26 protein-coding genes are annotated in these 25,561 nt (G+C 29.8%); 20 read left to right on the top strand and 6 right to left on the bottom strand.

The genetic code is table 11. The features are described from left to right. Positions 1 to 13: 13 nt before the first annotated feature. Both ABNT65_RS05705 and ABNT65_RS05700 read right to left on the bottom strand, forming a co-directional pair. Positions 14 to 526 (bottom strand): TrmH family RNA methyltransferase, encoded by a 513-nt coding sequence (locus tag ABNT65_RS05705; protein ID WP_348747396.1) that lies wholly within the window; start codon positions 524 to 526, stop codon positions 14 to 16. Positions 527 to 536: 10 nt separating this feature from the next. Next, positions 537 to 1,421, bottom strand: a complete 885-nt coding sequence (locus ABNT65_RS05700; protein ID WP_348739238.1) for an AraC family transcriptional regulator — start codon at positions 1,419 to 1,421, stop codon at positions 537 to 539. 211 nt (positions 1,422 to 1,632) lie between these two features. Between ABNT65_RS05700 and hemA the strand changes: the two genes are divergently transcribed. The 15 genes from hemA to ABNT65_RS05625 all read left to right on the top strand — a co-directional run bounded on the left by hemA (position 1,633) and on the right by ABNT65_RS05625 (position 18,483). Beyond that, positions 1,633 to 2,901, top strand: a complete 1,269-nt coding sequence (gene hemA / locus ABNT65_RS05695) for a glutamyl-tRNA reductase (protein WP_348706505.1) — start codon at positions 1,633 to 1,635, stop codon at positions 2,899 to 2,901. Beyond that, on the top strand, positions 2,885 to 4,474 hold the full coding sequence (hemC, locus tag ABNT65_RS05690) for a hydroxymethylbilane synthase (RefSeq protein WP_348706161.1): 1,590 nt from the start codon (positions 2,885 to 2,887) through the stop codon (positions 4,472 to 4,474). Before hemA ends, hemC begins: the two co-directional genes overlap by 17 nt. Before the next feature lie 51 nt (positions 4,475 to 4,525). Then, the gene (gene hemB / locus ABNT65_RS05685) at positions 4,526 to 5,491 is read left to right on the top strand and encodes a porphobilinogen synthase (RefSeq protein WP_348706163.1); all 966 of its coding nucleotides are present in this window, start codon (positions 4,526 to 4,528) and stop codon (positions 5,489 to 5,491) included. Positions 5,492 to 5,513: 22 nt separating this feature from the next. Further along, positions 5,514 to 5,819: a hypothetical protein gene (locus ABNT65_RS05680; RefSeq protein ID WP_348706165.1), complete on the top strand. Its 306-nt coding sequence runs from the start codon at positions 5,514 to 5,516 to the stop codon at positions 5,817 to 5,819. 25 nt (positions 5,820 to 5,844) lie between these two features. Further along, on the top strand, positions 5,845 to 7,131 hold the full coding sequence (hemL, locus tag ABNT65_RS05675; RefSeq protein ID WP_348706167.1) for a glutamate-1-semialdehyde 2,1-aminomutase: 1,287 nt from the start codon (positions 5,845 to 5,847) through the stop codon (positions 7,129 to 7,131). Between the two features lie 89 nt (positions 7,132 to 7,220). Further along, entirely contained in the window at positions 7,221 to 8,246 is a 1,026-nt protein-coding gene (hemE, locus tag ABNT65_RS05670; RefSeq protein WP_348706169.1) for a uroporphyrinogen decarboxylase, read from the top strand. 27 nt (positions 8,247 to 8,273) lie between these two features. Beyond that, positions 8,274 to 8,891 (top strand): TlpA family protein disulfide reductase, encoded by a 618-nt coding sequence (locus ABNT65_RS05665; RefSeq protein ID WP_348706171.1) that lies wholly within the window; start codon positions 8,274 to 8,276, stop codon positions 8,889 to 8,891. A gap of 85 nt (positions 8,892 to 8,976) precedes the next feature. After that, the gene (locus tag ABNT65_RS05660) at positions 8,977 to 9,723 is read left to right on the top strand and encodes an EI24 domain-containing protein (protein ID WP_348747395.1); all 747 of its coding nucleotides are present in this window, start codon (positions 8,977 to 8,979) and stop codon (positions 9,721 to 9,723) included. A 126-nt stretch (positions 9,724 to 9,849) separates the two neighbouring features. Beyond that, a complete protein-coding gene (gene hemF, locus ABNT65_RS05655; protein WP_348747394.1) occupies positions 9,850 to 10,755 on the top strand; it encodes an oxygen-dependent coproporphyrinogen oxidase in 906 nt (301 codons plus the stop codon). Positions 10,756 to 10,845: 90 nt separating this feature from the next. Continuing rightward, a protein-coding gene (locus ABNT65_RS05650; protein WP_412766822.1) for an IS3 family transposase occupies positions 10,846 to 12,140 on the top strand; the annotation gives its coding sequence in 2 pieces (ribosomal slippage) (positions 10,846 to 11,212 and positions 11,212 to 12,140; 1,296 coding nt in all). 268 nt (positions 12,141 to 12,408) lie between these two features. Continuing rightward, positions 12,409 to 13,725 (top strand): dihydrolipoamide acetyltransferase family protein, encoded by a 1,317-nt coding sequence (locus ABNT65_RS05645; RefSeq protein ID WP_348747822.1) that lies wholly within the window; start codon positions 12,409 to 12,411, stop codon positions 13,723 to 13,725. 87 nt (positions 13,726 to 13,812) lie between these two features. After that, positions 13,813 to 14,550 carry a hypothetical protein gene (locus ABNT65_RS05640; protein WP_348739236.1) on the top strand — a complete coding sequence of 246 codons (738 nt, stop codon included), beginning with the start codon at positions 13,813 to 13,815 and terminating at the stop codon, positions 14,548 to 14,550. An 84-nt stretch (positions 14,551 to 14,634) separates the two neighbouring features. Further along, positions 14,635 to 15,678 carry a helix-turn-helix domain-containing protein gene (locus tag ABNT65_RS05635; RefSeq protein WP_348706177.1) on the top strand — a complete coding sequence of 348 codons (1,044 nt, stop codon included), beginning with the start codon at positions 14,635 to 14,637 and terminating at the stop codon, positions 15,676 to 15,678. A gap of 109 nt (positions 15,679 to 15,787) precedes the next feature. After that, complete coding sequence (locus ABNT65_RS05630; RefSeq protein WP_348706179.1) at positions 15,788 to 16,315, top strand: nuclear transport factor 2 family protein; 528 nt, start codon at positions 15,788 to 15,790, stop codon at positions 16,313 to 16,315. Positions 16,316 to 16,320: 5 nt separating this feature from the next. After that, a complete protein-coding gene (locus ABNT65_RS05625; protein WP_348747393.1) occupies positions 16,321 to 18,483 on the top strand; it encodes a DUF5916 domain-containing protein in 2,163 nt (720 codons plus the stop codon). A gap of 227 nt (positions 18,484 to 18,710) precedes the next feature. Here ABNT65_RS05625 and ABNT65_RS05620 read toward each other — a convergent pair whose 3' ends face one another. The 4 genes from ABNT65_RS05620 to ABNT65_RS05605 form a co-directional block, all read right to left on the bottom strand. Further along, a complete protein-coding gene (locus ABNT65_RS05620) occupies positions 18,711 to 19,598 on the bottom strand; it encodes a TIGR01777 family oxidoreductase (RefSeq protein ID WP_348747392.1) in 888 nt (295 codons plus the stop codon). A 1-nt stretch (position 19,599) separates the two neighbouring features. Then, positions 19,600 to 20,169 (bottom strand): YdeI/OmpD-associated family protein, encoded by a 570-nt coding sequence (locus ABNT65_RS05615; protein ID WP_348747391.1) that lies wholly within the window; start codon positions 20,167 to 20,169, stop codon positions 19,600 to 19,602. A gap of 179 nt (positions 20,170 to 20,348) precedes the next feature. After that, positions 20,349 to 20,732 (bottom strand): DNA-binding protein, encoded by a 384-nt coding sequence (locus tag ABNT65_RS05610; RefSeq protein ID WP_348747390.1) that lies wholly within the window; start codon positions 20,730 to 20,732, stop codon positions 20,349 to 20,351. A gap of 650 nt (positions 20,733 to 21,382) precedes the next feature. After that, positions 21,383 to 21,730, bottom strand: coding sequence for a DUF6249 domain-containing protein (locus ABNT65_RS05605; protein WP_348706211.1), 348 nt, complete (start codon positions 21,728 to 21,730; stop codon positions 21,383 to 21,385). A 143-nt stretch (positions 21,731 to 21,873) separates the two neighbouring features. On the opposite strand from ABNT65_RS05605, the gene ABNT65_RS05600 reads away from it, so the two are divergent. The 5 genes from ABNT65_RS05600 to rsgA all read left to right on the top strand — a co-directional run bounded on the left by ABNT65_RS05600 (position 21,874) and on the right by rsgA (position 25,545). After that, positions 21,874 to 22,452 (top strand): RNA polymerase sigma factor, encoded by a 579-nt coding sequence (locus tag ABNT65_RS05600; RefSeq protein ID WP_348739346.1) that lies wholly within the window; start codon positions 21,874 to 21,876, stop codon positions 22,450 to 22,452. Then, positions 22,439 to 22,843, top strand: a complete 405-nt coding sequence (locus ABNT65_RS05595) for a hypothetical protein (RefSeq protein ID WP_348706212.1) — start codon at positions 22,439 to 22,441, stop codon at positions 22,841 to 22,843. The genes ABNT65_RS05600 and ABNT65_RS05595 overlap by 14 nt, the downstream gene beginning before the upstream one ends. A 7-nt stretch (positions 22,844 to 22,850) precedes the next feature. After that, the gene (locus ABNT65_RS05590; protein ID WP_348747389.1) at positions 22,851 to 23,564 is read left to right on the top strand and encodes a hypothetical protein; all 714 of its coding nucleotides are present in this window, start codon (positions 22,851 to 22,853) and stop codon (positions 23,562 to 23,564) included. Between the two features lie 151 nt (positions 23,565 to 23,715). Beyond that, a complete protein-coding gene (locus ABNT65_RS05585; RefSeq protein ID WP_348706217.1) occupies positions 23,716 to 24,303 on the top strand; it encodes a nucleoside monophosphate kinase in 588 nt (195 codons plus the stop codon). A gap of 183 nt (positions 24,304 to 24,486) precedes the next feature. Beyond that, positions 24,487 to 25,545 carry a ribosome small subunit-dependent GTPase A gene (gene rsgA / locus ABNT65_RS05580; RefSeq protein ID WP_348739225.1) on the top strand — a complete coding sequence of 353 codons (1,059 nt, stop codon included), beginning with the start codon at positions 24,487 to 24,489 and terminating at the stop codon, positions 25,543 to 25,545. Positions 25,546 to 25,561: the final 16 nt, after the last annotated feature.

Genomic DNA, 25,561 nt, shown 5'->3' with positions numbered 1-25,561 from the left:
AATGTGTGTATGTTTATTTGTTAATTTCTATTAATTGATTAGTTACTTCGTATAAGGTAATTGCTAGGCTATGAACAACATTCATAGATGAATTCCTTCCATACATAGGTATAGCTATGGTAGTGTCGGCTAAATTTACATCAGAAACCCCATGCCTTTCGCTTCCCAAAAGTAATACAATTTTTTGGTGAGCTTTAAAATCGTAATTATTAATGTTTATGCTTTTATCGGTTATTTCAATACCAATAATTGTATTTCCTTCATTTTTCAATTTCTCAATAATAGCAGGAAAATTATCATAACTTTCTTTTTTAATTTGATTAATTGTATTTCTAGCAGTTTTTTTTACAATCCTGTTATCTAATGAGGGAGAGCTTTCGTGTAAGTATATTTTAGAAACTCCAAAACTTTCTGCTATTCTAAAGCACATACCTATATTTTCAGGTGTCCGTATAGCGTCACAAACAATAGTTATAGGAAATGTTTCTTGCGGATTTTCTATATCATAATGCGTAAGTTGTTTCATATAAGTATAACTACTGATTTAGGTTGATTATGTATTGTTTTGGTGTAGTTCCAAACTTCTTTTTAAAAGCAGCAATAAAATGACTTGATGTACTGTATCCAACTTGAAGCCCAACTTCATTAACATTATATTGATTACTCTCTAGTAATTTACGAGCTTCTTCCATTTTATAATCAAATAAAAAACTATATACAGTATCACCATATATTTGTTTAAAACCTTCTTTAAGCTTTTTCAAATTTAACCCAACTTCATTAGCTAGTTCTTGCAAACTTGGAGGCTCGGTCATTTTAGAAATAATAATATCTTTAGCTTTTCTAATTTTTAAAACTTCTTTATCATCTACTAAAAACGGACAATATTCATCATTTGTGTTTTCGCCACTATCAAAATGTAAGCTTAATAATTCATATGTTTTACCTTTTACATATAAATCACGAATAGAACTATGATTTTTTGCAGCAAAAATTTGTTGTAATACAATCAATACATTATTGTTAATAGGTGTATTGTCATAATACTTTTTATTTTTATTGTTTTCACTTAAAAAAGGAATGTAGCCTGCTTCTTTTGAAAAAAGAGAGTGAAATTTTTCGATAGAAATTATTACTGATATTAACCATGTCTTAGGTAAAATTTCCAAATTAATAGGTAAACTCTGTTGGGGGTTGTATAAAAAAATAGAATGCTTATCTAATACATTAAAAGTATAATTATTGTTGTTAAAATGAAATTTGCAATTTCCTTTTACACAATAATGTAATTGAATATAAGATGTATTAATGTCTCGTTTGTAAACCTCTGTTTTTGAGGAGTTATTTTGGAATTTTAAAACAAAAAAACCTTTCTCAAGTGATACTTCTCTGAATGTACTTTCTGCGACATTTTCTAACATGGATATAAACTTTATAAGAAACATTGTTATTTAGAATCGTTCTATATTAAAACGTCTATAATAGCAGTATTTACTGCAAATTTACAATATTTTGTAAGGTTTGATGATTAAAATGGTCTAAAAAACGTGAAACGACATTAAAAGTTCTTTTAGCGATACTTTTAACGAATCAAACTTTATATTTTTGAACGATTTTTGGAAGCAGATTTTGATGTATACAGATAATAACAGACCTACTAAATTCTATAACATTGGTGTTAGCTATGTTAAAGCAGATGCCAATACAAGAGGAAAATTCTCTCTATCTAAAGAAAACCAATTAGCACTTTTAACAGCTGCAAAAGAAAAAGGTTTAGATGGAGTTTTTGTACTATCTACATGTAACAGGACAGAAATAACTGGTTTTGCTGAACACCCATTTCAATTAATAAGCATGTTATGTGATTATTCTAATGGTTCAGTAGAGGAGTTTGCTAAAGTTTCATATGTAAATAAAGGGCAAGACGCTATTCAACATTTATTTAGAATGGGAACTGGACTAGATAGCCAAATTTTAGGTGATTATGAAATTGTTGGCCAACTTAGACAAGCATTTAAACTAGCAAAAGAAGCAGGAACAACCAATGCGTATTTAGAACGTTTGCTAAATTGCGTTATGCAAGCTAGTAAACGAGTTAAGAACGAAACAAAATTAAGCTCAGGAACAACTTCAGTATCATATGCAGCGGTACAATATTTAATTAAGAATTTACCAGATTACAATACTAAAAATATCTTAGTATTTGGTTTGGGAAAAATGGGGAAGCATACCTGCAAAAACTTAGCTGAGTATACCAAAAATAAAACCGTTAGTTTAGTAAATAGAACGGAAGAGAAAACAAAAGAGTTTGTTAAAGAACACCCATTTATTAGAGAAGCTAGCTATAACAACTTAAAAGAAGAAATAGCCAATGCAGATGTATTGATAGTATCTACAGGAGCAGATAAACCAACAGTAACTTCTGAGTATATATCTGGTAAAGAATTATTGATTTTAGATTTATCTATGCCAGCAAATGTAGCAAAAGAAGTATCTGAAAAAGAAAATATCACATTGGTGAATGTTGATGAATTATCTAAGATAACGGATGAAACATTGGCTATAAGACAACAAGAAATACCTGTTGCAGAAGCAATTATAGATACACATAAAGAAGAGTTTAATGAATGGTTGAGTCATAGAAAGTTTACACCTGCTATAAATGCATTAAAACAATCTCTACTAGCTATTCAGAAAGATGAAATAAACTTTCATAAGAAAAAAATAGAAGATTTTAACGAGGAACACGCTGAAGTAATTACCTCAAGATTTATTCAAAAAATAACTACACAGTTCGTAAAACACTTAAAAGATGAAAATACTTCAATAAATCAAAGTATTGAAGTAATGTCAAGAGTATTCGGAACAACTTTACAATCAGTTAATGCAGAAGATAATTAGAATTGGTACACGTGAAAGTGAACTAGCTTTATGGCAAGCCAATAAAGTAAAAAAACAATTAGAAGAGTTAGGGTATGAAACTACAATAGTACCTATTAAATCAACAGGAGATATTGTACTAGATAGACCTATTTATGAGTTAGGAATTGTAGGAGTGTTTACAAAAAACTTAGATATTGCCATGTTAAATGGTGATATAGATATTGCTGTACATTCTATGAAAGATGTACCAACGGTTTTGCCTAAAGGTATTGTACAAGCAGCTGTATTAAAAAGAGCGAATCATAACGATATTTTAGTTTTAAAAGATAACGAAGAATTTTTAGGTCAACCTAAAGGAGTAATAGCCACAGGTAGTTTACGAAGAAGAGCACAGTGGTTAAACAGATATCCAACACATGAGGTAGAAGACTTACGTGGTAATGTAAATACACGTTTAGAAAAGCTTGATAATAGCGAATGGAATGGAGCTGTATTTGCAGCTGCAGGTTTAGAAAGAATAGGAAAAAGACCTAAAGGAGCTATTTCATTATCATGGATGATACCAGCACCAGCACAAGGAGCAATTATGGTTACGGCTTTAGAGGAGAATACATATGTTATTGATGCTTGTGAGCAAATAAATGATAGAGACACTCAAACCTGTACAGGAATAGAAAGAGAGTTTTTACACCGTCTAGAAGGTGGATGTACTGCACCTATTGGAGCCTTGGCTTATATTAATGAAGTAGAAAAAGAAATTAATTTCAAAGGTGTTTTATTGAGTAGAGATGGTAGCAAAAAAATAGAGATAAGTAAAAAGGTACCATTAGGGAGGCATAAATTTTTGGCCAAAGATTGTGCTGCTTATATTATTGATAGAGGAGGAAAATTAATGATGTTGGAGGATGAAGGAATAGAAAAAGAATTTTCTGTTTATTCTACTAAAAAATTATCTGAAGCACAAAAAAAATTATTACCAACTACGGTAAGTGTTGAAGATAGTGATTTTATCAAAATACGATTTAATCGCATTGCTCCAAAAGTAGTGAAACAAAAAATAGAAAATGTTGTAATAACTAGTAAAAATGGTGTTGAAGCACTTTTAAATAGTTTTACAAAAGAAGAATTACAGTTTGAAAATATTTATTGTGTTGGAAGAAGGACAAAAAAGTTAATAGAAGAAAGAATAGGAAAAGTAACTCATGTAGAAAGAAATGCTAGAAAATTAGCTCAATATATGTCGGGAGTTTTAAAAGGAGAAAAAGTAACTTATTTCTGTAGTAACATCCGTCTAGATACTTTATCTGCTATTTTAAAAGCTAATGATGTTAATGTAGAGGAAGTAGAGGCATACAAAACAATGTTAAGTCCTGTAAAATTATCTGAAAAGGTGAATGGAGTATTATTTTATAGTCCTTCAACTGTTGAGAGTTACATGAAGGAGAATGAGGGAGATAAAATCGCTTTCTGTATAGGAGAAACTACAGCAAATGAAGCGAAGAAACATTTTAAAGAAGTACAAATAGCTAAAATGCCAACGGTAGAAAGTGTACTTGAGTTAGTTAGTTTACATTTTGCTAAAGAATCATAAAAGCTAAAGATAGAATTTTAAATTCTATCTTTTTATTTACACATATATTATATGTTTAGAACAAGAAGACTTAGAAAAACAGAAAGCATCCGCAGGTTAGTTAGAGAAACAAAACTATCTGTGGATGATTTTATTTACCCTCTGTTTATTGAAGAGGGAACAGGTATTGAAGTAGAGATTCCATCTATGCCTGGTATAAAGAGATATTCATTAGATACTATTTCTAAAGAACTAGAAGAAGTAGTGTCTTTAAATATTCCAGCAGTATTACTATTTGGAGTTCCTTCTGAAAAAGATGATTCAGGAACCGAAACTTGGAATGATGAAGGAATTATGCAACAAGCCATTCGATTTATTAAAGAAAAATATCCAAGTTTATATGTAATTACAGATGTTTGTTTTTGTGAATATACATCTCACGGTCATTGTGGAGTAATACACAATAATGATGTTGATAATGATGCTACTTTAGTAAATATAGCTAAGCAAACAATTTCTCATGCCAAAGCAGGAGCAGACATGGTAGCTCCATCAGGCATGATGGATGGTACTATTGCAATGATGCGTGAAGCTTTAGACAATTCAGGGTATCCAAATTTACCAATAATGGGGTATTCAGTGAAGTATGCATCAGCATTTTATGGACCATTTAGAGATGCAGTAGACTCAGCACCTTCTTTTGGCGATAGAAGAACCTATCAAATGGATCCTTCTAATAGAGATGAAGGTTTACGAGAAGCTACTTTTGATGATGAAGAAGGCGCAGATATTTTAATGGTAAAACCAGCATTATCTTATTTAGATATTATTAGAGATTTAAAAAATAATTTTGATAGACCTATAGCTTGTTACAATGTAAGTGGAGAGTATGCTATGGTAAAAGCAGCAGCAGAAAAAGGTTGGATTGATGGTGATAGAGTAATGATGGAGAGTTTGTTGTCAATGAAAAGAGCAGGGGCAGATATAATTATCACCTATTTTGCTAAAGAAGCGGCGAGAGCTTTGTTAAATAAATAGGTAATATAGTTTTATTAATAAAATGGATTTTGAAAAAATAAAGACTAAGCTTGAAAGTAAATTTCCAGAATATAAGTATAGTATAGGGAATAGAAAATTAGCAGGAGATTGTATAATTGTGAAAAACACAAAATATAGTGGAGTTGATATTTTTATTAAAAAAGATAAAATATTAATAGAGGCTGCTATTCCAGAAATGAAAACAAGGCTAATGATTGGTACTGGAGTTTTATTCTTGAAGCTTTTTAGTAAAAAATTTAAAGAACCTTCAAATAGAATTCATAACTATCTAAAAGAAGAGGGGATGAATGTAGGTTATAGAGTTTAAAACAAAACAAATAATAATAGAGTTTATGTTTAAAAAATCACAAGAATTATATAATAAAGGGCTAGAAAATCTAGTTGGAGCAGTGAATTCACCCGTAAGAGCTTTTGCTTCAGTAGGAGGGAACCCATTATTTATAAAAAAGGCAAAAGGAAGTAAGATCACCGATGTTGATGGTAACTCTTATATAGACTTAGTATTGTCTTACGGACCTATGATTTTAGGACACCGTCATAAAAAAGTTCAAAAAGCAATTACAAAAGCTTTACAAAATGGCTATTCATTTGGAGCTTCAACTAGAAACGAAATAAAATTAGCAAAAATTGTATGTGACGCTTTTCCAGGGATGGATAAAGTACGTTTTGTAAACTCAGGAACGGAAGCTGTTTTAAGTGGAATCCGTTTAGCAAGAGCTTACACAGGAAAAGACAAAATTATTAAGTTTTCAGGATGTTATCATGGACATCAAGATGCTTTATTAGTAGCAGCTGGATCAGGATTAGCTACATTAAGTTTACCTGGAAGTAAAGGAGTACCTGAAGGAGCCGTGAAAAATACATTAATAGCAAATTATAATGATTTAGAAAGTGTTAAAGCACATTTTGAAAGTCATGATGATATTGCTGGAGTTATTTTAGAGCCTGTAGCTGGTAACATGGGTGTTGTAACTCCGCAAAATAATTTCTTAAAAGAGTTAAAAGAATATGTAAACTCTAAAGGAGCTTTATTGATTGTAGATGAAGTAATGACAGGATTCCGTTCAAAATTCGGAGGAGCTCAAGAACTTTTTGAAGTAGAAGCGGACATTACTTGTTTAGGTAAAGTAATTGGAGGAGGATTTCCTGTAGGAGCTTATGGAGCAAGAAATGAAATAATGGAAATGGTAGCTCCACTAGGAGGAATGTACCAAGCTGGAACATTAAGTGGTAATCCAATAGCAATGGCTGCAGGAATTTCTACATTAACAGAATTAAAAAAGCAAAATCCGTATGATAAGTTTAATGAAATAGCTCAAATTATTGAAGTATTTTTATTAGAGTCAGCAAAAAAGTATGGTGTAGAAATTACCGTAAATAGATTTGGTTCTATGATTAATCCTTTTTTCAGTAATAAGACAGTTACTAATTTTGAAGAAGCACAAAGCTCAGATACAAAGAAGTTTGCCACTTTCTTTTGGGAAATGATAAAAAACGGTGTTTTCCTACCACCTTCGCAATTTGAAGCATGGTTCTTATCTTCAGCTATTTCTGAAAAAGATATAAAGAAAATAGCAAAAGCTATAGATAAGTCTATGGAAGCTGTATCAAAAATGTAATTAGTACTTATAAATTAAGTATATAACCAGTATATTCTCAAGTAAAATAAAAATTACTTTTAGTATATTCGTAGTGACGTAAATAAAACATGATAAAAAACGATTTATTTTTAAGAGCTTTAAAGGGAGAAACAGTAGAACGTCCACCAGTATGGATGATGCGTCAAGCAGGTAGATATTTACCTGAATTTATGGAAATCAGAAAAAAATACGATTTCTTTACTCGTTGTAGAACTCCAGAACTAGCATCAGAAATAACAGTACAACCAATTCGTAGATACGGAATGGATGCTGCCATTTTATTTTCAGACATTTTAGTAGTACCTCAAGCAATGAATGTAGAGGTAGAAATGAAACCTAATTTTGGACCTTATTTACCAAACCCTATTAGAGATAGAAAAAGTTTAGATCAGGTAATTATACCTGATGTAGATGAAGAATTAGGGTATGTAATGGAAGCTATAAAGGCTACTAAAGAAAAACTAAATGATGAAATACCATTAATAGGATTTGCAGGATCTCCATGGACAATTTTGTGTTATATGGTACAAGGCCAGGGGTCTAAAAACTTTGATAAAGCAAAAGAGTTTTGTTTTTCACAGCCAATTTTGGCACACGAATTGCTTACTAAGATAACAGAGACCACAATTGCTTATTTAAAAGCAAAGGTAAAAGCAGGTGTAAATGCTGTTCAGGTTTTTGATTCTTGGGGAGGAATGTTATCTCCAACAGATTATCAAGAATTTTCATGGCAATACATTAATCGAATAATAGAAGCATTAAAAGATGATGTTCCAGTGATAGCTTTTGGTAAAGGATGTTGGTTCGCGTTAGATGTAATGGCCAAATCAAACGCATCAGCTCTAGGAGTAGACTGGACATGTAGTGCAAGAAATGCTCGCTATTTAACAGGAGGAAATATAACCTTACAAGGTAATTTTGACCCTTCAAGATTATTGTCTCCACCCGCTGAAATTAAAAAAATGGTAAACCAAATGATAAATGAGTTTGGTAAAGACAAATATATTGTTAACTTGGGGCATGGAATTTTACCTAATATTCCACTAGCAAATGCAAAAGCTTTTGTAGATGCTGTTAAAGAATATAAAGTTTAATAAGGAAATCCCCTTAAATAATTAATTATGAAGAAAATATTACTTGTATTATTAGTGTTAACCGTACAATTGAGTTTTTCACAATCAAAAGAGTTTTACAAAGATGCAGTTAAAGATTGTATAGTAAATTCAAACAAAGATGCTACTATGTTGAATGATATAGTTGACAACTGTGTAAAAGGAAAGTTTATTTCTAATTACGATTTTACAACTATTGGAGGAGAGGTAGTAAGTACAGATAAAATTGATAAACCAATTTTATTAATAGCAGCAGCTACTTGGTGTGCACCTTGTTGGGGAGAAATTCCTGCACTTAACAAAATGGTAGAAAAATACAATGGACAAATGGAGTTCATTATGTTATTTTGGGATAAAAAGGCTGGTGTTGAAAGAATGGCTCAAAAATTAGATAAAAGAATAAAGTTAGTTGCTTCTTCTGATGAAACTACGGATAAATCAACTATTGAAGTAAATGGGTTTGTTCATAAATTAGATTATCCAACTGCTTATTTAGTGTCAAAAGATAAAGAAATTATTAATTTTAAAAGAGGTGCAGCTTCACCATCTAAAAAAATGACTTGGGATCAAGTAAATGAAATTAATGAAAAACAATTAGAGGAATTCATAAAGCCTGTATTACAATAATACAAAGGTCTTCATAAAAATAAAATACAACCTCTTTCTATTAATTTAGAAAGAGGTTGTATTTTTATGGAAAATTAAAAAGATTATGATTCAAAAAATTGTAGAAGCAATAAAAGCATATTTTACTGCATTTGGGTTGATTTCTAAACTTAAGTTATGGAAATATTTTACTATACCTATCCTAATTAGTATTGTAACAGCCGTTAGTATTATAGCGCTATCTTTAAGTTATGCAGATAATATAGGACATTATGTAGCTAACTTTTGGAAATGGGAATTTGGAAAAAGTACATTTGAAATAGTTAGTACTTTTTTAAGTGGTTTACTAATTTTAACTATTGGACTTATTTTGTATAAACACATTGTTATGGCATTATCAGCACCATTTATGAGTCCGGTTTCAGAAAAAATAGAAGATTATTATAGAGGGGAAAATCATAAACACAGAGAAACTTCTTTTCATGAGCAATTAATTAGAGGAATAAGAATAAATGTTAGAAATCTTTCTAGAGAATTAATGTTAACAGTTCCTATTCTATTATTAGGGTTACTCCCTATTATAGGTTTAGTAGCTCCTATTATTTTATTCCTGATGCAAGCCTATTATGCAGGTTTTGGTAATATGGATTATACCTTAGAGAGACACTTTAAATATAGAGAAAGTATAAACTTTGTAAAAATAAATAAAGGAGTAGCTATTGGTAATGGAATTGTATTTATGCTACTCTTATTAATCCCAATAGTTGGTATTATTTTAGTCTTTCCTTTATCTGTAACAGCAGCTACTACAGAAACTATTAAGATTATTCAATCAAAAGAACTTCCAGAATAACTATTTTTGCTTTTCTAAAACTACTTCTAGATAAGACTACGAGGTATTTAATAAAGTAACAATTTTAATTTCGAGGCAAAGAAATAAGAGTATTATATCTTTTTACGATGCTAATAACCAAAAGTAATGAAAGACCAATTTTACGCATACATCCAAAATTTACAAGACACTATCACTTCTACGTTAGAAAAAGTAGACGGAAAAGCTACCTTTAAAGAAGACCTTTGGAAAAGAAAAGGAGGTGGAGGCGGAAGAACTAGGGTTATTGAAAATGGAGATATCTTTGAAAAGGGAGGCGTAAATATTTCTGCTGTTCATGGAGAATTACCAGAAGTACTTAGAAAACAATTTAAAGTAGAGCATGGGAACTTTTTTGCATGCGGCTTAAGTTTAGTAATACATCCTAAAAATCCATTTATACCTACTGTTCATGCAAATTGGCGTTATTTTGAGATGTATGATGCTTCTGGAGCTATAGTAACCCAATGGTTTGGAGGAGGACAAGATTTAACTCCCTACTATTTATTTGATGAAGATGCTATTCACTTTCATCAAACATGCAAAGAAGCGTGTGATAAACATGACAGTAACTTTTATCCAAAGTTTAAAAAGACTTGCGATGAGTATTTTTGGAATGCACATAGAAATGAAGCTAGAGGAGTAGGAGGTTTGTTCTTTGATTATTTAAAAAAGACGGATGAATATACAATGGAAGATAGGTATAACTTTGTTACAGAGGTAGGAAATAGCTTTTTAAAATCGTATGTACCTATTGTTGAAAGAAGAAAAGCAATAGCTTATACTAAAGAAAACAAAAATTGGCAAGAAGTGAGAAGAGGTAGATATGTAGAGTTCAATTTAGTTCATGATAGGGGAACTTTATTTGGGTTAAAAACAAATGGAAGAATTGAAAGTATTTTAATGAGTTTACCACCAACAGTACAATGGATATATAACCATCATCCAGAAGAAGGAACAGAAGAAGCTAAATTACTTAAGGTTTTAGCCGAACCAAAAGAATGGATAGAATAAACAATAAAAAAGGTAGCATAAAAGATAGTTACCTCTTTTTTTATAAAATATGTCTCGTCCTGAAATAGCGTTACACAATTATGTAACATTATGAATGACAATATTTACCGCAAACGTACACAGAAAGATTATACTATGAGTTTTAAACTTTCGGTTGTATCGGAAGTAGAAAAAGGCGAACTAACTTACAAACAGGCTCAACTTAAATATGGGATTCAAGGTCGTAGCACTGTTTTAGTATGGTTAAGAAAATATGGTAACTTTGATTGGGATCATCAAACACCATCTACTATGCCAAAATCACCAGAACAAAAACTATTAGAGTTAGAACAAAAATTACGTCAATTAGAAAAGCAAAATAATCGTTTAAAAGCTCAAGCAGCAGCAGTAGAGAAGAAAGCGATACTATTTGATATGATGATTGATTTAGCTGAGAAAGAGTATAAGATTCCTATCAGAAAAAACTCCAAAACCGAGTAATTGATATGTTTGTTTTACAAAAGAAAGAAAGTATTTCTTCCACCTGTAAATTACTCGGGTTTAGTAGGCAGGTGTATTATCGAGCTAATTATAGAGTTACCAAAGCTCACACCATAGCCAATAAGGTTGTTGAGTTGGTTAAGGATGTAAGAATGGAACAGCCAAGAATTGGAACAAGAAAACTGTATTATATTCTTTCAGAAGAATTAGGCAGTTTAGGTGTAGGAAGGGATCGATTATTTGATATTTTACGAGCTAATAAACTATTGATAAAACGACAAAAAAGTTACCATATTACAACCAACTCACATCATCGTTTTAGAAAACATGCTAATCTTATTGAAACTTTGGAAGTAAATCGACCAGAACAAGTATGGGTAGCAGATATTACTTATTTAGGGAGCCGTAAAAAACCTATGTATTTATCATTAATTACAGATGCATATTCTAAGAAAATTGTGGGATACCATTTGGATAAAACTTTAGCGGTGAACTCAACTGTAAAAGCCTTGGTCATGGCTATAAAAAACAGAGTATATCCAGAGAAGGAACTTATCCATCATTCAGATAGAGGGATACAGTACTGTAGTAACATCTATCAAGATATTTTGTCAAAACAAAAGCTTAAATGCAGTATGACAGAATCATATGATCCATATCAAAATGCCATAGCTGAAAGGGTTAATGGAATCTTGAAACAAGAGTTCTTTACCAATACTACAAATCTAGATATTAAGATAATGGAGAAAATAGTAAAACAATCAATAACTATTTATAACTCTAAAAGACCGCATTGGTCATGTCATTTTAAAACTCCTGACCAAGCACATCAACAAAACATTATGAAAATAAAATCATATCGAAAAAAAACATCATCTAAAGCTATAACTTTAGATGATGTTTAATATATTTAATCAATAAATAACTGTAACGGTTATTTAGGACTAGTCAATATTATAATCTAAGAACATCATAAATAGATAAAACTATAAATGAATTATTCTTAATATAAGGTCTTTTTAAGATGTTTTTTAATAATTAATCACTTGTGTTTTAGGTTTTTTTTAGGAATAATTTAATTTATTTCAACGTTGCTACTAAAAAAACATGCCAAAAAACATGGAAAAATCACTGGATTTTAGTAACTTCGCAAGCGTTAAAAACTATACATTAATGGCTAGATACGAATTGAAGTTACCTAAAATGGGCGAAAGTGTTGCTGAGGCAACGATTACTTCTTGGGTTAAAGAAGTAGGTGAAACTATTGAAATTGATGACACCATAGTAGAAGTAGCTACGGATAAAGTAGATAGTGAAGTGCCTAGTGAAGTAGAGGGTAAACTTATTGAAATATTATTTGATAAAGATGCCGTAGTTCAAGTAGGACAAACTATAGCTATTATAGAAGTTGAAGGAGAAGGAGCAGTAGAAGAAAGTACTAATGAAAGTGTAGTGGTTGAAGAAGCTGTTGCTGAGGTTGAAAAAACTATGGAACAAGCAAAAGAAATGGTAAGTCTTAGTTCAAATGCTACATTAGATACTACAACAAGTAACCGTTTTTATTCACCTTTAGTAAAAAGTATAGCACAAACAGAAGGAATATCTGTAAGCGAGTTAGAAACTATAAAAGGAACAGGTAAAGAAGGACGTGTTACTAAAACGGATATTTTAACTTATATAGAAAATAGAGGAACTACTACTGTAGCTACAGAAACTGTAACCTCTCAAGTAACACAAAGACCAGCAGTAAAACAAGCAGCCGTTCCTGTTACTATGAGTGGAGAAGATGAGATCATTGAAATGAGCCGTATGGGGAAATTAATCTCAAAGCATATGGTAGATTCATTACAAACCTCAGCGCATGTACAATCGTTTATTGAAATAGATGTCACAAATATTGTTAATTGGAGAAATAAAGTTAAAGATGCTTATTTAAAAAGAGAAGGTGAAAAACTAACGTTTACACCAATCTTTATGCAAGCTGTGGCACAAACTATTAAAAAACATCCTTTAATAAATATTTCTGTAGATGGAGATAAGATCATCAAAAGAGGAAATATCAATTTAGGAATGGCAGCAGCTTTACCTGATGGTAATTTAATTGTTCCTGTAATTAAAAATGCAGATCAGTTAAGTTTAGTTGGTATGACTAAACAAGTAAATGACCTAGCAACTAGAGCGAGAGCTAATAAGTTAAGCCCAGATGATATTCAAGGAGGAACTTATACAGTTACTAATGTTGGAAGTTTTGGAAGTATTACGGGTACACCTATCATAAACCAACCACAAGTAGCCATTTTAGCATTAGGAGCTATTGTAAAGAAGCCTTCAGTTATTGAAACTCCAGAAGGAGATTTTATTGGAATTCGTCAAAAAATGATTGTATCACATTCTTATGATCACAGAGTTGTTAATGGAGCTTTAGGAGGCATGTTTATCAAAACGTTTAAAGAAATATTAGAAGCTTGGGATGTAAACCAAGACTTTTAAAACTATTTTAAGATAAAATAAAAATGCTCAGGAAACCCTGAGCATTTTTATTTATGTATATTCGCTGAAATTTATAAATAATTAAAAATGACAAAAAAATTAATTGCTTTATTATTGTTTGTAACAACAATAAGTATGGCACAAGAAAAGGCTTTACTTCGATTAAACTATGAAAAAGGGGATGCATTCGTAGTTAAAATGAAAATGAATCAAGTGGTAGAGGGCGCTATGGAAATGAATATTGGAATGAATATGGAAATGGATATTAAAGATGTTCAAGATGGAGTGTATTCCTCTGAAATGAGTTTTAAAAATACCTCTATAGATATGATTATGGCTGGGCAAACGATGAGTTATAACTCAGATATGAAAGAGGAAGAAATGGATCCATTTGCTAAAGGAGCGCATGGACAAATGAAAACACTTTTAGAAACTGTAGCCATGTTCAAGTATAATGAATTTGGAGAAATAACAGAAACAAAAATTATATCTGGTTCAGGAGATGTATCTAAATTTAAAGAAAACAATAACTCAATTGTCTATCCAAAAGAAGCAGTGACTGTTGGTATGGAATGGAAGGATTCCAAGACAACTTCTGAAGGTGTAAATACAAATTTTGTTTATAAAGTAACTTCAATAAAGAAAGATAAAGTACTATTAGATGTTACAGGAACTGTAGGTGGTATCGCCAAAGGAGATATAAAAGGTACTGCAACTATTGATAGAGCAACAGGTACTATTGATATAATGGATATATTAATGAATATGGATATTATGGAGAAAAAAATGAAATCTAACATCAAAATAACAACAGAAAAAAAATAAATAAAAATTATTTAATTTTGTGAAAAGCTCAGAAACTTCTGAGCTTTTTTTATTTTAGTGCTACTTAATATTTTTATAATTACTGTGAATTTTAACACACCTATATTATTCTTTTTTTGTGCTTTAGGCGTATTTAACGGCTTTTTATTAAGCCTTTACTTTATATTTTTTCATAAGGTAAAAAGAGTCCAAAATTTATTTTTAGGCATTTTACTATTAGTACTAAGTACAAGAATAGGGAAGTCAGTTTATACAATTTTTACTCCACGTGAAGATAGAGACTTGCTAATACTTCAAATTGGCTTATCAGCCTGTTTTTTAATTGGTGTATCGTTATTTTTCTATATAAAAACCTCCATAGAAAATAAAAAGAAATTTCCTAAAATAGGAAAGTTACATTATGCGGTTTTAATAGCAGTTATTCTAATAGTAGGTCTACTCAAGCCCTATAAAACACACAGAGCTTTTTGGGCTAACTATTTTGTTCAGTTTATTTACGGTGTTTGGGGTGTTTATGTATTAGCGGCTGGATATTTATTAAAAGATATTTTTAGCAAATTGATAAAAAGAGAACGTACCACTACTTCTGAAATATGGTTAATAGCTGTATTCTTAGCCAATTTGCTGATTTATATAGCCTATATAATAGGATATTTTTACTTGTATTTAATAGGAACATTAACCTTTTCTTTCGTGTTTTATGGTTTGTTAATTTTTTTACTATTTAAAAAAAACAGAGAAACTATTTTTAAAGACATTCCCGAAAAATACAAGGCAAAAAAAATTGATAAAACAGAAGTTGATAAACTCATTTCTGATTTAAATAAATTAATGCAGGAAGAAAAACTATATAAAAATTCAACCTTAAAATTAAAAGATGTGGCAAAAGAATTACATATAATTCCTCATAAACTATCTCAATTAGTAAATGAAAATCTAGGTAAAAGCTTTGCACAATTTATTAATGAATATAGAGTTGAAGAAGCCAAAAATATTATAAAACAAAATACACAATACACCTTAGAGTCTATAGGATATGAAGCTGGCTTCTCTTCAAAATCTAGCTTTTACGCTACTTTTAAAAAAAATACAGGCATGACTCCATCTGAATATAAAAACCAAGAATAACAGTAGGTTAACAGTCCAAAATTATAATTTAGGACGCCTAAATTATAATCCAAAATCGATTTTATTACACATTTTATCAGTTTTGCTAAGAATTTAAAAAACTTTTAAAATGAAAAATGTAATAGTAAGCATTGCTATTTTATGCTCTCTTTTGAGCTTTTCACAGACTGAAAAAAACACACAACAAGAACTTTTAGCAAGCGCTAATGGAAACCATAGTAAGATAACATGTACTTCAAAAAATAAAAGTTTAAAAGATTGTAAAACTCCACAAGAAGAGGCATCAGTTAAAAAAGCTTTAAACAATTACATTAATGGAAGTTCTTACAACAAATTAGCAATGTTAAAAAGTGCTTTTGCTGAGAATGCTACTTTATACTTAACCATGAAAGATGGTGAGTTTAAAAAATTGGCTCCAGAAGATTATGTAGGTTTTTTTAAAAAAGGTACACCTAATAAGTTTAACGGACGTGTTGGTAAAATTTTAGAAGTAGCAATTGTAAAAGATATTGCTACAGCTAAAGTAGAGATTCTGTTTTCTAAAGGAAACTTGCGGTACATAGATTTATTCTTGTTAAAGAAGATTGATTCAGAGTGGAAAATAATAAGTAAAACAGCTACTAAAGTAGAAGGATAAGAAGAATGAGAAAGTTTATTTTAGTTGTATGTAGTTGTTTTTTGTACGGAACAAATTTTGGCCAAGAATTAAAGATTCCTTACAAAAAAGTAACGATAGCTATTGATGGGCATTTTGAAGAAAAAGTATGGCAGGATTTACCAGTGCATACCAACTTTTACAATTACATGCCCATTGATGAAGGACAGGCAGAGAATCAAACCGAAGTAAAAATTTTCCATAATAAAGAATACATTTATGTAGGAGTTACTTATAAAGACACTACAGAGAAAACACAAGTTAGTACTTTAAAAAGAGATGTTTCCATAGCTTCTAGTGATTCGTTTATAATGGTTTTAGATACTCAAAACCAAGATCAAAACGGGTATTTATTCGCTATTAATTCATTAGGGAATCAAACAGATGGATTAATTGAACGCGTAAATAATGGGTATAACTTAAATTTTAGTTGGAATGCCGTTTGGACATCTAAAGCAATTCAAAAAGGAAAGTTAAAACAGTATGAGATAGCGATTCCTTTAAAAGCATTAAGCTATAAAAAAGGGAATTCAACATTTGGAGTTCAGTTTTATACAAGAGATATAAAAAATAACACATGGACCCTCTATACTAATGTAAAAAGGAACTATCCTACTTTTGATTTACGATTTAATAAAAGTTTAGAAGTGGAAGCGCTTCCTGAAAAAGCAACCTCTCGTTTTGCCGTAATACCATCATTTACAGTAAATCATCAAAAAGAGATAGGTGATAATAAAACAGAAACTACATACAAGCCTAGTTTAGATGTACAATATAATGTTACTTCTTCCCTAAAACTAGATGCAACTATCAATCCAGATTTTTCGCAGATAGAAGTAGATCAACAAGTAACCAACTTAACAAGGTTTTCTGTATTTTTTCCTGAACGACGTAACTTTTTCTTAGAAAACTCTGATTTATTTTCAAACTTAGGTGTTAATGGAGTGAATCCTTTTTACTCAAGAAGAATAGGTGCGGATAGAGAAGTACAATTTGGAATTAAACTATCTGGTAATGTTGCGCCTAAAACAAGGTTAGGTGTATTAAATGTTCAAACAACTTCTAATGATAATTTAGCAGCACAAAACTATGGAACTTTAGTAGCAGAGCAACAAATTTCTAACAATTTTACAGCCACAGGTTTTATAATTAATAGACAGGAAACCAATAATTTTTCATTTGGAAATGATTTCAATAGAGTAGCAGGAATGAATGTTAATTATAAGTCGGATGATAAAAAGTGGACAGGTGTAGCAAACTATGGTCAAAGTTTTAACCAAGGCATTACTAAAAACAATAGTTTTTACCACGCAGGTATTTGGTATAATAGAAGAGGTTTTAGCTGGAATACATCGTTTAAACAAGTAAACAGAAATTATATTACAGATGTTGGTTTTACACCAAGATTGTATAATTATGATCCTATTAATGCTAAAGTAGTTAGAGAAGGGTACTCTCACTTTAACGGTTCTGTTATATTAACCCGTTTCCCTAAAGAGTCTAAAACGATTAATTCACAACGCTATCTTTTATTGGAGAATAATTCCTTTTGGAATGAAAACGGAACCTTAACACAAATGTCTTGGTATTATAACCATGCTATTTGGTTTAAAGATTTATCCTTTGTGTATACAAACCTTAATTATGATTATGAAAACCTACAATATGGTTTTGATGTATTACAGAATGGAAATTTTATTATGCCTGGTATTTATAGATATGGTAGAGCACAGGTTGGCTATAATACTACCCCAAATAAAAACATTGTAGCAAAAATTGAAAATCAATACGGTAGTTATTATTCAGGAACTCGATATAGAGGTGTTTTAAGTTTGAAATACAGGTTGTTACCTTTTGCTAATTTAGAAACACTTTATGAGTTAAATTCGATTGATTTAAATGAATTAGGCAATAGAACCTTTCACTTAGCTCGTTTTACAGGTGAAGTATTTTTTAACAATCGGTTAAACTGGACTACCTACGTACAATACAATACACAAAGAAACAACTTTAATGTAAACTCAAGATTACAATGGGAATACAAACCATTATCGTATATGTATCTGGTAGTTACTGATAATTTTGATAAAACAATACAACGTACAAATTGGGGAGCTGCTTTTAAAATTAATTATCGTTTTGATTTTTAAGTGTGGCATGAGGAGTTAGGAAAAGTAGTAGATATAGTTATAAGAAGTTAAGAAGTTAAGAAGTTAAGAAGTTAAGGAGTTAAGGAGTTGAAGAGGAGGGCTTATATTTAAGACATATATTTATAATTATTATTAGACCTCACAGGTTTTTAAATCTGTGAGGTTTATTCCTTATATAGTATATAAGCTTCTTTTATAGCTGTCAAAATAATGATACTTATAAAATGTTACTTCATAAGTAAATCTTCTAAAGCATTACTAAGCTTAGTGTGTTTAAATGTATAATGTTGCTGTGTTTTAGTTGCGGATATTTTACTTCCGTACAATAAAATACAGGCCAATTCTCCTAAAATAAGTTTCAATACAAATGAAGGAACGGAAATAGGTGCTACTATCTTTTTAATTACTTTTCCTAAGGTTTTGGTGAAAGAAGTATTGGTTTGATGCTCAGGAGCCACCGCATTATAAGTTCCAGTAAATTGTTTATTCTCTATAGCTAATATAAAAAGCTGACATAAATCATCAATATGAATCCAAGGCATGTATTGTTTGCCACTACCTAATACAGATAAGAATAAAGGCGTATTCATTTTAGATAATGCGCCATTTTGTGCACTTAAAACAATACCAATTCTTAAAATAGTAACCGGAATAGAAAGTGTTTTAAATTGATTGGAAGCTTCTTCCCAATTAATACAAATTTCAGAAATAAAATCATTTCCAGAAGGATCATTTTCAATAAATGTCTTCTCAGTAGTAACCGCTCCATAATAACTAATTCCTGAAGCAGCAATAAAACCTTGTAAGGGTACTTGCAATTTTTTAATATAGAAAAAGAGTAGGTTGGCAGAAGCCACTCTACTATTCATAAGTTCTTTTTTTCTTTTAGTAGTCCATCTTTTATCAGCAATACCAGCTCCAGCTAAATGAATAATATGGGTAATACCTTCAAAAGCTTTTTCATCAATATAGTGTTCAGTTATATTCCATTTAAATTCATTATCCTTTTTAGGATTTCGAGATAAAATAACAATTTGATGATTCAGTTGTTTTAATAGTTTTTGTAAACGTTTACCTACTAAACCAGTTCCACCAGTAATAAGAATCTTAGCCATACTATCGTTGTTTTTTATTAGCCTCACATAAAGCAATGACTTCTTTAATTCGTTTTTCTCTTGTTGCTACTCTTTTAGCTTGATATACCCAATACAAATAGTTTCTCTTGTAAGAAGGAGCAAACCCTTTATAGTTTTTATAAGCAATAGGGTGCTTGCTAAAAGCAAGTTGTAAATCTTCAGGAATAACTAAATTGTCTATAGGGTCTAAAGTAGTCCATGAACCATTTTCTTTAGCAATTTGTACTTTTTCTAAACCAGCGGAATGCATTAAGCCACTAGAGGTTAATTCCTCTATATAGGTTTTATTAAGTTTACTCCAAACACTTTTAGGCTTTCTTGGGCAAAAATATTGTTGCCGTTTTCCATTACCTAAACTCTTTACAGTAGAGTCTATCCATCCAAAACACAAAGCTACCTTAACAGCTTCTTCCCATAACATACTAGGTTTTTTAGTTTCTATTTTATAAAATATTAAATAAATACCTTGGAATTGCGAATAGTTTTCTGATAGCCAACTCCGCCATTCGGTAGTATTTTTAAAATAATAATAAGGCTTAGACGGCTCCATGTTTTTTTCTTTCAAAAATAAAGATATATTTCAATATGTTTAAAGTAAAAGAAAAAGAGATTACTTCAATTTCTCACAATTACTTTGAGTTTAGTTATTAAGAAGAAGTCTTAGCTGATGGTGTAATCTGTTTGTTACAGAAAAGGATTACTTTAATGTATAAGAATAGCGTTAAGTTTTTATGTAACCCTTTTAAAACTAGCTAATTTTAAAGCATTTTTAATCAGTTTACCAGGTTTGAAAATAGTACGAACCTTTGTAATGTTTTTAGCACTAACATCTTCTATATTTTCATTACCTGTACTACTAATGCTTGCGCGTACAGAAAAATACTCACCAACATAAACATTCTTACCATCAGCAACATCTATGGCTATTTTAGTAAAAACCGATTCTAAAACAGCTAATACATCGGCTTTACTAACCGAAGAAGTTTCGGTAGCATATTTAGCCAAATCATCTAATTGTGTTTTACCATTGCTAATAGTCGCAGCATAATACTTGTGGGGAGCTTCTAAATTTCGAGCATTTCTTTTGGGGATTACCTTAAATTTTATAGACATATCATGACAATTTTTGAAGTTAATTCCTTTTACCAAGTAAATATAGAGTATTTGAGTACTAATAAAAAGTTAAAAGATTTAGATCTTTTAGCTAAAAGGTCTACATGTTTTGTTCAAAAGATCTACATGTTTTGTTCAAAAGGTCTACATGTTTTGTTTAAAAGATCTATATGTTTTGCTCAAAAGGTTTATATGTTTTGTTCAAAAGGTTTACATGTTTTGTTTAAAAGATCTATACATTTTACTTAAGTAAAGATATACAGTCGTTTATTAGCTAATAAAAAAAGTCTGAATGAAAGTTTTCATCTTCGGAATTATTCTGGTATATTTTTTATTCAATTATCACGTTATAAAAAATAATTGAACTGACATTCAGGTGTTTAAAAGCTGGTTTTTTAGCATTGATAATAATCTAATTCAGGTGAAAATGAATGTCAATTCGAGTGAAATTATTTGCAATAAAATGGAAAATAATTTTATATCGAGAAGTTTTCGTCTTCGAGATTGTTCTCGATACATTTTTATTCCGTTATCACTTCATAAAAAATACTCGAATTGACATTAAGTAGTTTAAAAGCTAATTTTTAGCTATAATAATTGAATTCAGGTGAAAAGGTTTTGAGGAACTAAAAAACGTATTAAAACTTATTTTACTCCTTATCTAAATTTTTAGTAAGATTAAAACCAAGAAATAAACCAGCACCACCCATTAAAAATACCATTGCTGGGTATAAAGGATCTTCATCAATAGTGGTATAGGTATTAATAAGCAATGCTAAAAACACTCCTAAACCAATACCCATTAATAATAAAGATATATTTAAGATTACTACACGCCAAGTAAAGGTAGATTTTCTTTTTTCTCCTGTCATAAATATCTTGGCATCAACACCTTTTTCAATAAGAGCCAATCGTTCTTTATTACGTGTTGAAAAGTATAAATAGCAAATACCAAATATAATTGCGAATAAAAACATAAATACTACTGCTGCTTCCATATTTTAAAATTTAATAATTATTTTTAATTGTTTGTGGGTATGACAGTCAAACCTAAAAAAAGGTTACACTAAATTTTAAAAAAAATAATACAATTTTTTTGTAACCTTTTTAAAACTACAAAAGTCAAAGGGATAAAACAACTATTATTAACGATCAGTTTTACATAGAAAAAGTACTGAATGGTGATGCAAATGCTTATGCCTATCTTGTAGATAATTACAAGGTATTGGTATTTACATTGGCAGTAAAAATGCTAAAGAGTAGAGAAGAAGCAGAAGAAGTAAGTCAGGATACTTTTATAAAAGCCTATAAGTACTTAGCCAATTTTAAAGGCGATTCTAAATTTTCTACTTGGTTGTATAAAATAGCGTATAGAAATTGTTTAGATGCTTTAAAAAAGAGGAAAGAAAAGTATAATACTGATACTATTGATGAAGTTACGCTTCATAAAATAAAAGCAACAGACAGCGTTTTAGAAGGTATAGAACGAAAGGAACGAGCGGTAATTATTAATGAATGCTTATTACAGTTACCCGAAGAAGAACGTTCTATACTTTGGCTGTTTTATTTTAAAGAATTAAGTTTAAAGGAAATTATGGAAGTAACAGAATTATCTGAAGCGAATGTAAAAGTAAAGCTCCACCGAGCAAGAAAACGACTTTTAACAGTAGTTAAAAAGAATGTTGAACCTGAATTAATAAAACAATATGGGAGAAAATAAACACATAGAGGAGTTAGATGCTTTTGCTAAAAAGTATATGCAGGAGCTAGAAGTAGCTAAACCTTCCATTGATTTTACCGCTACTATTTTAAAAGCCATTGAAAAGCAAGAGAATAAAGCGGTATATAAGGTTACGCCATTAATTTCTAAAAAAGGGTGGTTTGTATTGGTATTAGGGTTAATTGCTTCTTTAGTATATGTAGCCAATGGTAAATCTCTTAAGGAGTTTGGTTGGTCTAAGTACACACCTGAGTTAGATTGGTCTTCTCTTAATGTATTTGAACATATTACGGTATCTAACGCTATGGTGTATGCTTGCTTTTTTGCGATGTTGCTAATTTTTGTGCAAATCTATTTTCTTAAAAATTACTTTGTTAGGAATATTGAATAGTGAAGTGATGAAAAAGATAATATTAATAATTTTCTTACTATCTACCGTTACAAGTTTTGGTTGTAGTTGTTCTCAATTAAGACTAACAAATGCTTTTTCCGGTATTGAATTTATTGGAATTATAAAGTTTACTTCTTTAAAAAAAGTAAGTGATTTTGAAGAGTTTTATAAAGTGGAGTATGAAGTCATAGAACAGTTTGTTGGAAATAAAAAAACAGAATTATTTATTGAAAGTCAAGAGAGTAGTTCATGTAGTTTTATTCCTGAAATTAACTTTGAGTATTTCATTTTAGCATATAAAAATGAAAATGGATTTTTAGTAACTTCATTTTGTTTAGCTAAAAATATTCCGACTTTTAAAGTATTATCAATATTGAGAGAGGTGACTAAAGCTAATATTCATAAAAATACAACTCAAAATATTATACAATACACAAAAGAAAAATTAAACACAAACTTATTTAAAAAAGAAATCAAAGGAGCTTTGATTTATGAAGTCAATTTGAATTCTAATTTAGAGGTTACAAACCTTAAACCTTATAATGATAAAGCAAAAAACAACTTCAATAAAAGAATAAAAAAAGAACTTAGAGATAAGTTCCGATACAAGAAAATGAATAAGGAATTGAAAATAAAAGGAGAGAATTTTAAAGCATTTATAGTTCTTAATTGGATAGAAAATTATAAAAGAAAGTTAGTAATAGAAACAACGAAAATTTAAATAAAAGCAGGCTAAGAATATTTTCTAGTTTACTCTGATACTCCTGGTATGTATATGTATAGTTGCTACTGCTAATATTTACTAGTAGCGTCAATAAGTAGATTACAGCTTATTTAGAAAAATAATATTAGAAAGAAATTAAAAAATTACAATGAAAAAATTAAATATCCTTCTTTTCGATTGGAGATTTCCAAGAGATATAATTGAAAAAGCATTAGCTTCTGAGTTAAATGCTTCTATTTTTAATTTAACTAGTTGCCTAAAAGAACAATTGAGAAATAATGATGATTTAGGAAAAGAAATGATGAAGTTGGTGGAAAATGGAGAAATGCTTACAAAAGAAATTATAGGAAGATTTATATCAAGAAACTTACAAACATTTAGTGGAAATATATTGTTATCTGAATATCCAAGAACGTTAGAACAATATGATGGACTGACAAAAGTTTTAAAAAATGACAAAATAGAGCTTCAAGGTATATGGTATTTTAAACAACGTGAACCTAATCAGTTTATGAAAAAGCATTTTGAGAATCCAAAAGAAAAACAATGGATTGATAAATATGGTTCTGAAGTTATTAAAAAATGGAAAATAGAATTTAACAAAAGACGAGAACTTATTGTGCAAATACAAAATATATCAGATACCACTAAATGGAAAACAATAGAGGTAGATTATGCTTCTAGTTTAAACGCTGAATGTATAAAGCAATTGATAAAATATTCAGTAAATGGATAGTAGATTGTATTGAAAGTAAAAAGAAATTTTTAAAAGTTAAATTAGTACTTGTTTTGTATACATTTATAAATATTTTATTTAATATTTGTTAATTATTGTTTTTATTTTTGATTTATTGTAAATATTAAGATTGATTATTCAAATGTTTAATAGAATATTATCAATTTGAACTAAATAAGAGAAATGACAATTGAAGCATTAGGATATAATAGTAAATTAGAAAATTATAGAAAGGAGCAAAAATTAGATTCTTTTAAAGTAGGTAGAGTAATTTTAGAACATAAAGATCGATACATTGTTAAAACTGAATTAAACGAATTTGATTGTATGCTTACAGGGAATCTAAGATTCTCTGTTGATAATATAAGTGAGTTACCTTTTGTTGGAGATTGGGTAGCAATTTCAGAATATGATGAACAGAAAGCATTAATTCATAACGTTTTTCCTAGGAGTTCAATTATAGAAAGAAAGGCAGTTAGGAGAAAAGGAGAAACTCAAATTATAGCAACAAATATTGATGTTGGACTTATTATACAATCTGTTAATAGAGATTTTAACATTAATCGACTAGAGAGATATTTAACTATTTGTAATACTTCTAAAATCGAACCAATTATTATTCTGAGTAAAATAGATTTAATTGAAGAAGTAAAACTAGAGGAGATACTAACTCAAGTAAAAAAGAGAATTAAAAATGTTCTTGTACTTGCTTTAAGTAGTGAATCTAAAAGAGGAATTGATAAGTTAAAGTCCAAATTAATTAGTGGTAAAACTTATTGTTTATTAGGTTCTTCTGGTGTAGGGAAATCTACATTAATTAATACAGTGGTTGGAGAAAAAGTGATGAAAACTGGTGTAATTAGTAAGAGTATAGACAGAGGAATGCATGTTACTACACATAGAGAATTGATAGTTTTTCCAAAAGGAATTCTCATAGACAATCCAGGAATGAGAGAAGTTGGGATAACAGATACAGCTGATGGATTTGAAACAACATTTAAGAGTATATTTAGCATCGCACAAGGTTGTAAATACAATGATTGTACTCATAGTAATGAAGATGAATGTGCAGTATTAGTTGCTTTAGATAAAGGTGTTTTAGATTCTGATTTATATGAGAATTTTCTTAAAATGGAAAAAGAAAGACTATATTTTGAATCAAATGTTCAGGAAAGAAAAAAGAAGAGTAAAAAATTAGGAAAGTTGATTAAAAATATGAAGAAAAATAAGTATAAATATTAAAAGGATATTATAATAA

The organism is Tenacibaculum sp. 190524A02b (assembly GCF_964036645.1).
GTDB lineage: Bacteria > Bacteroidota > Bacteroidia > Flavobacteriales > Flavobacteriaceae > Polaribacter > Polaribacter vairaonense.
Note: the sequence above shows the minus strand (reverse complement) of the source record. Positions and strands in the feature narration are given on the sequence as shown.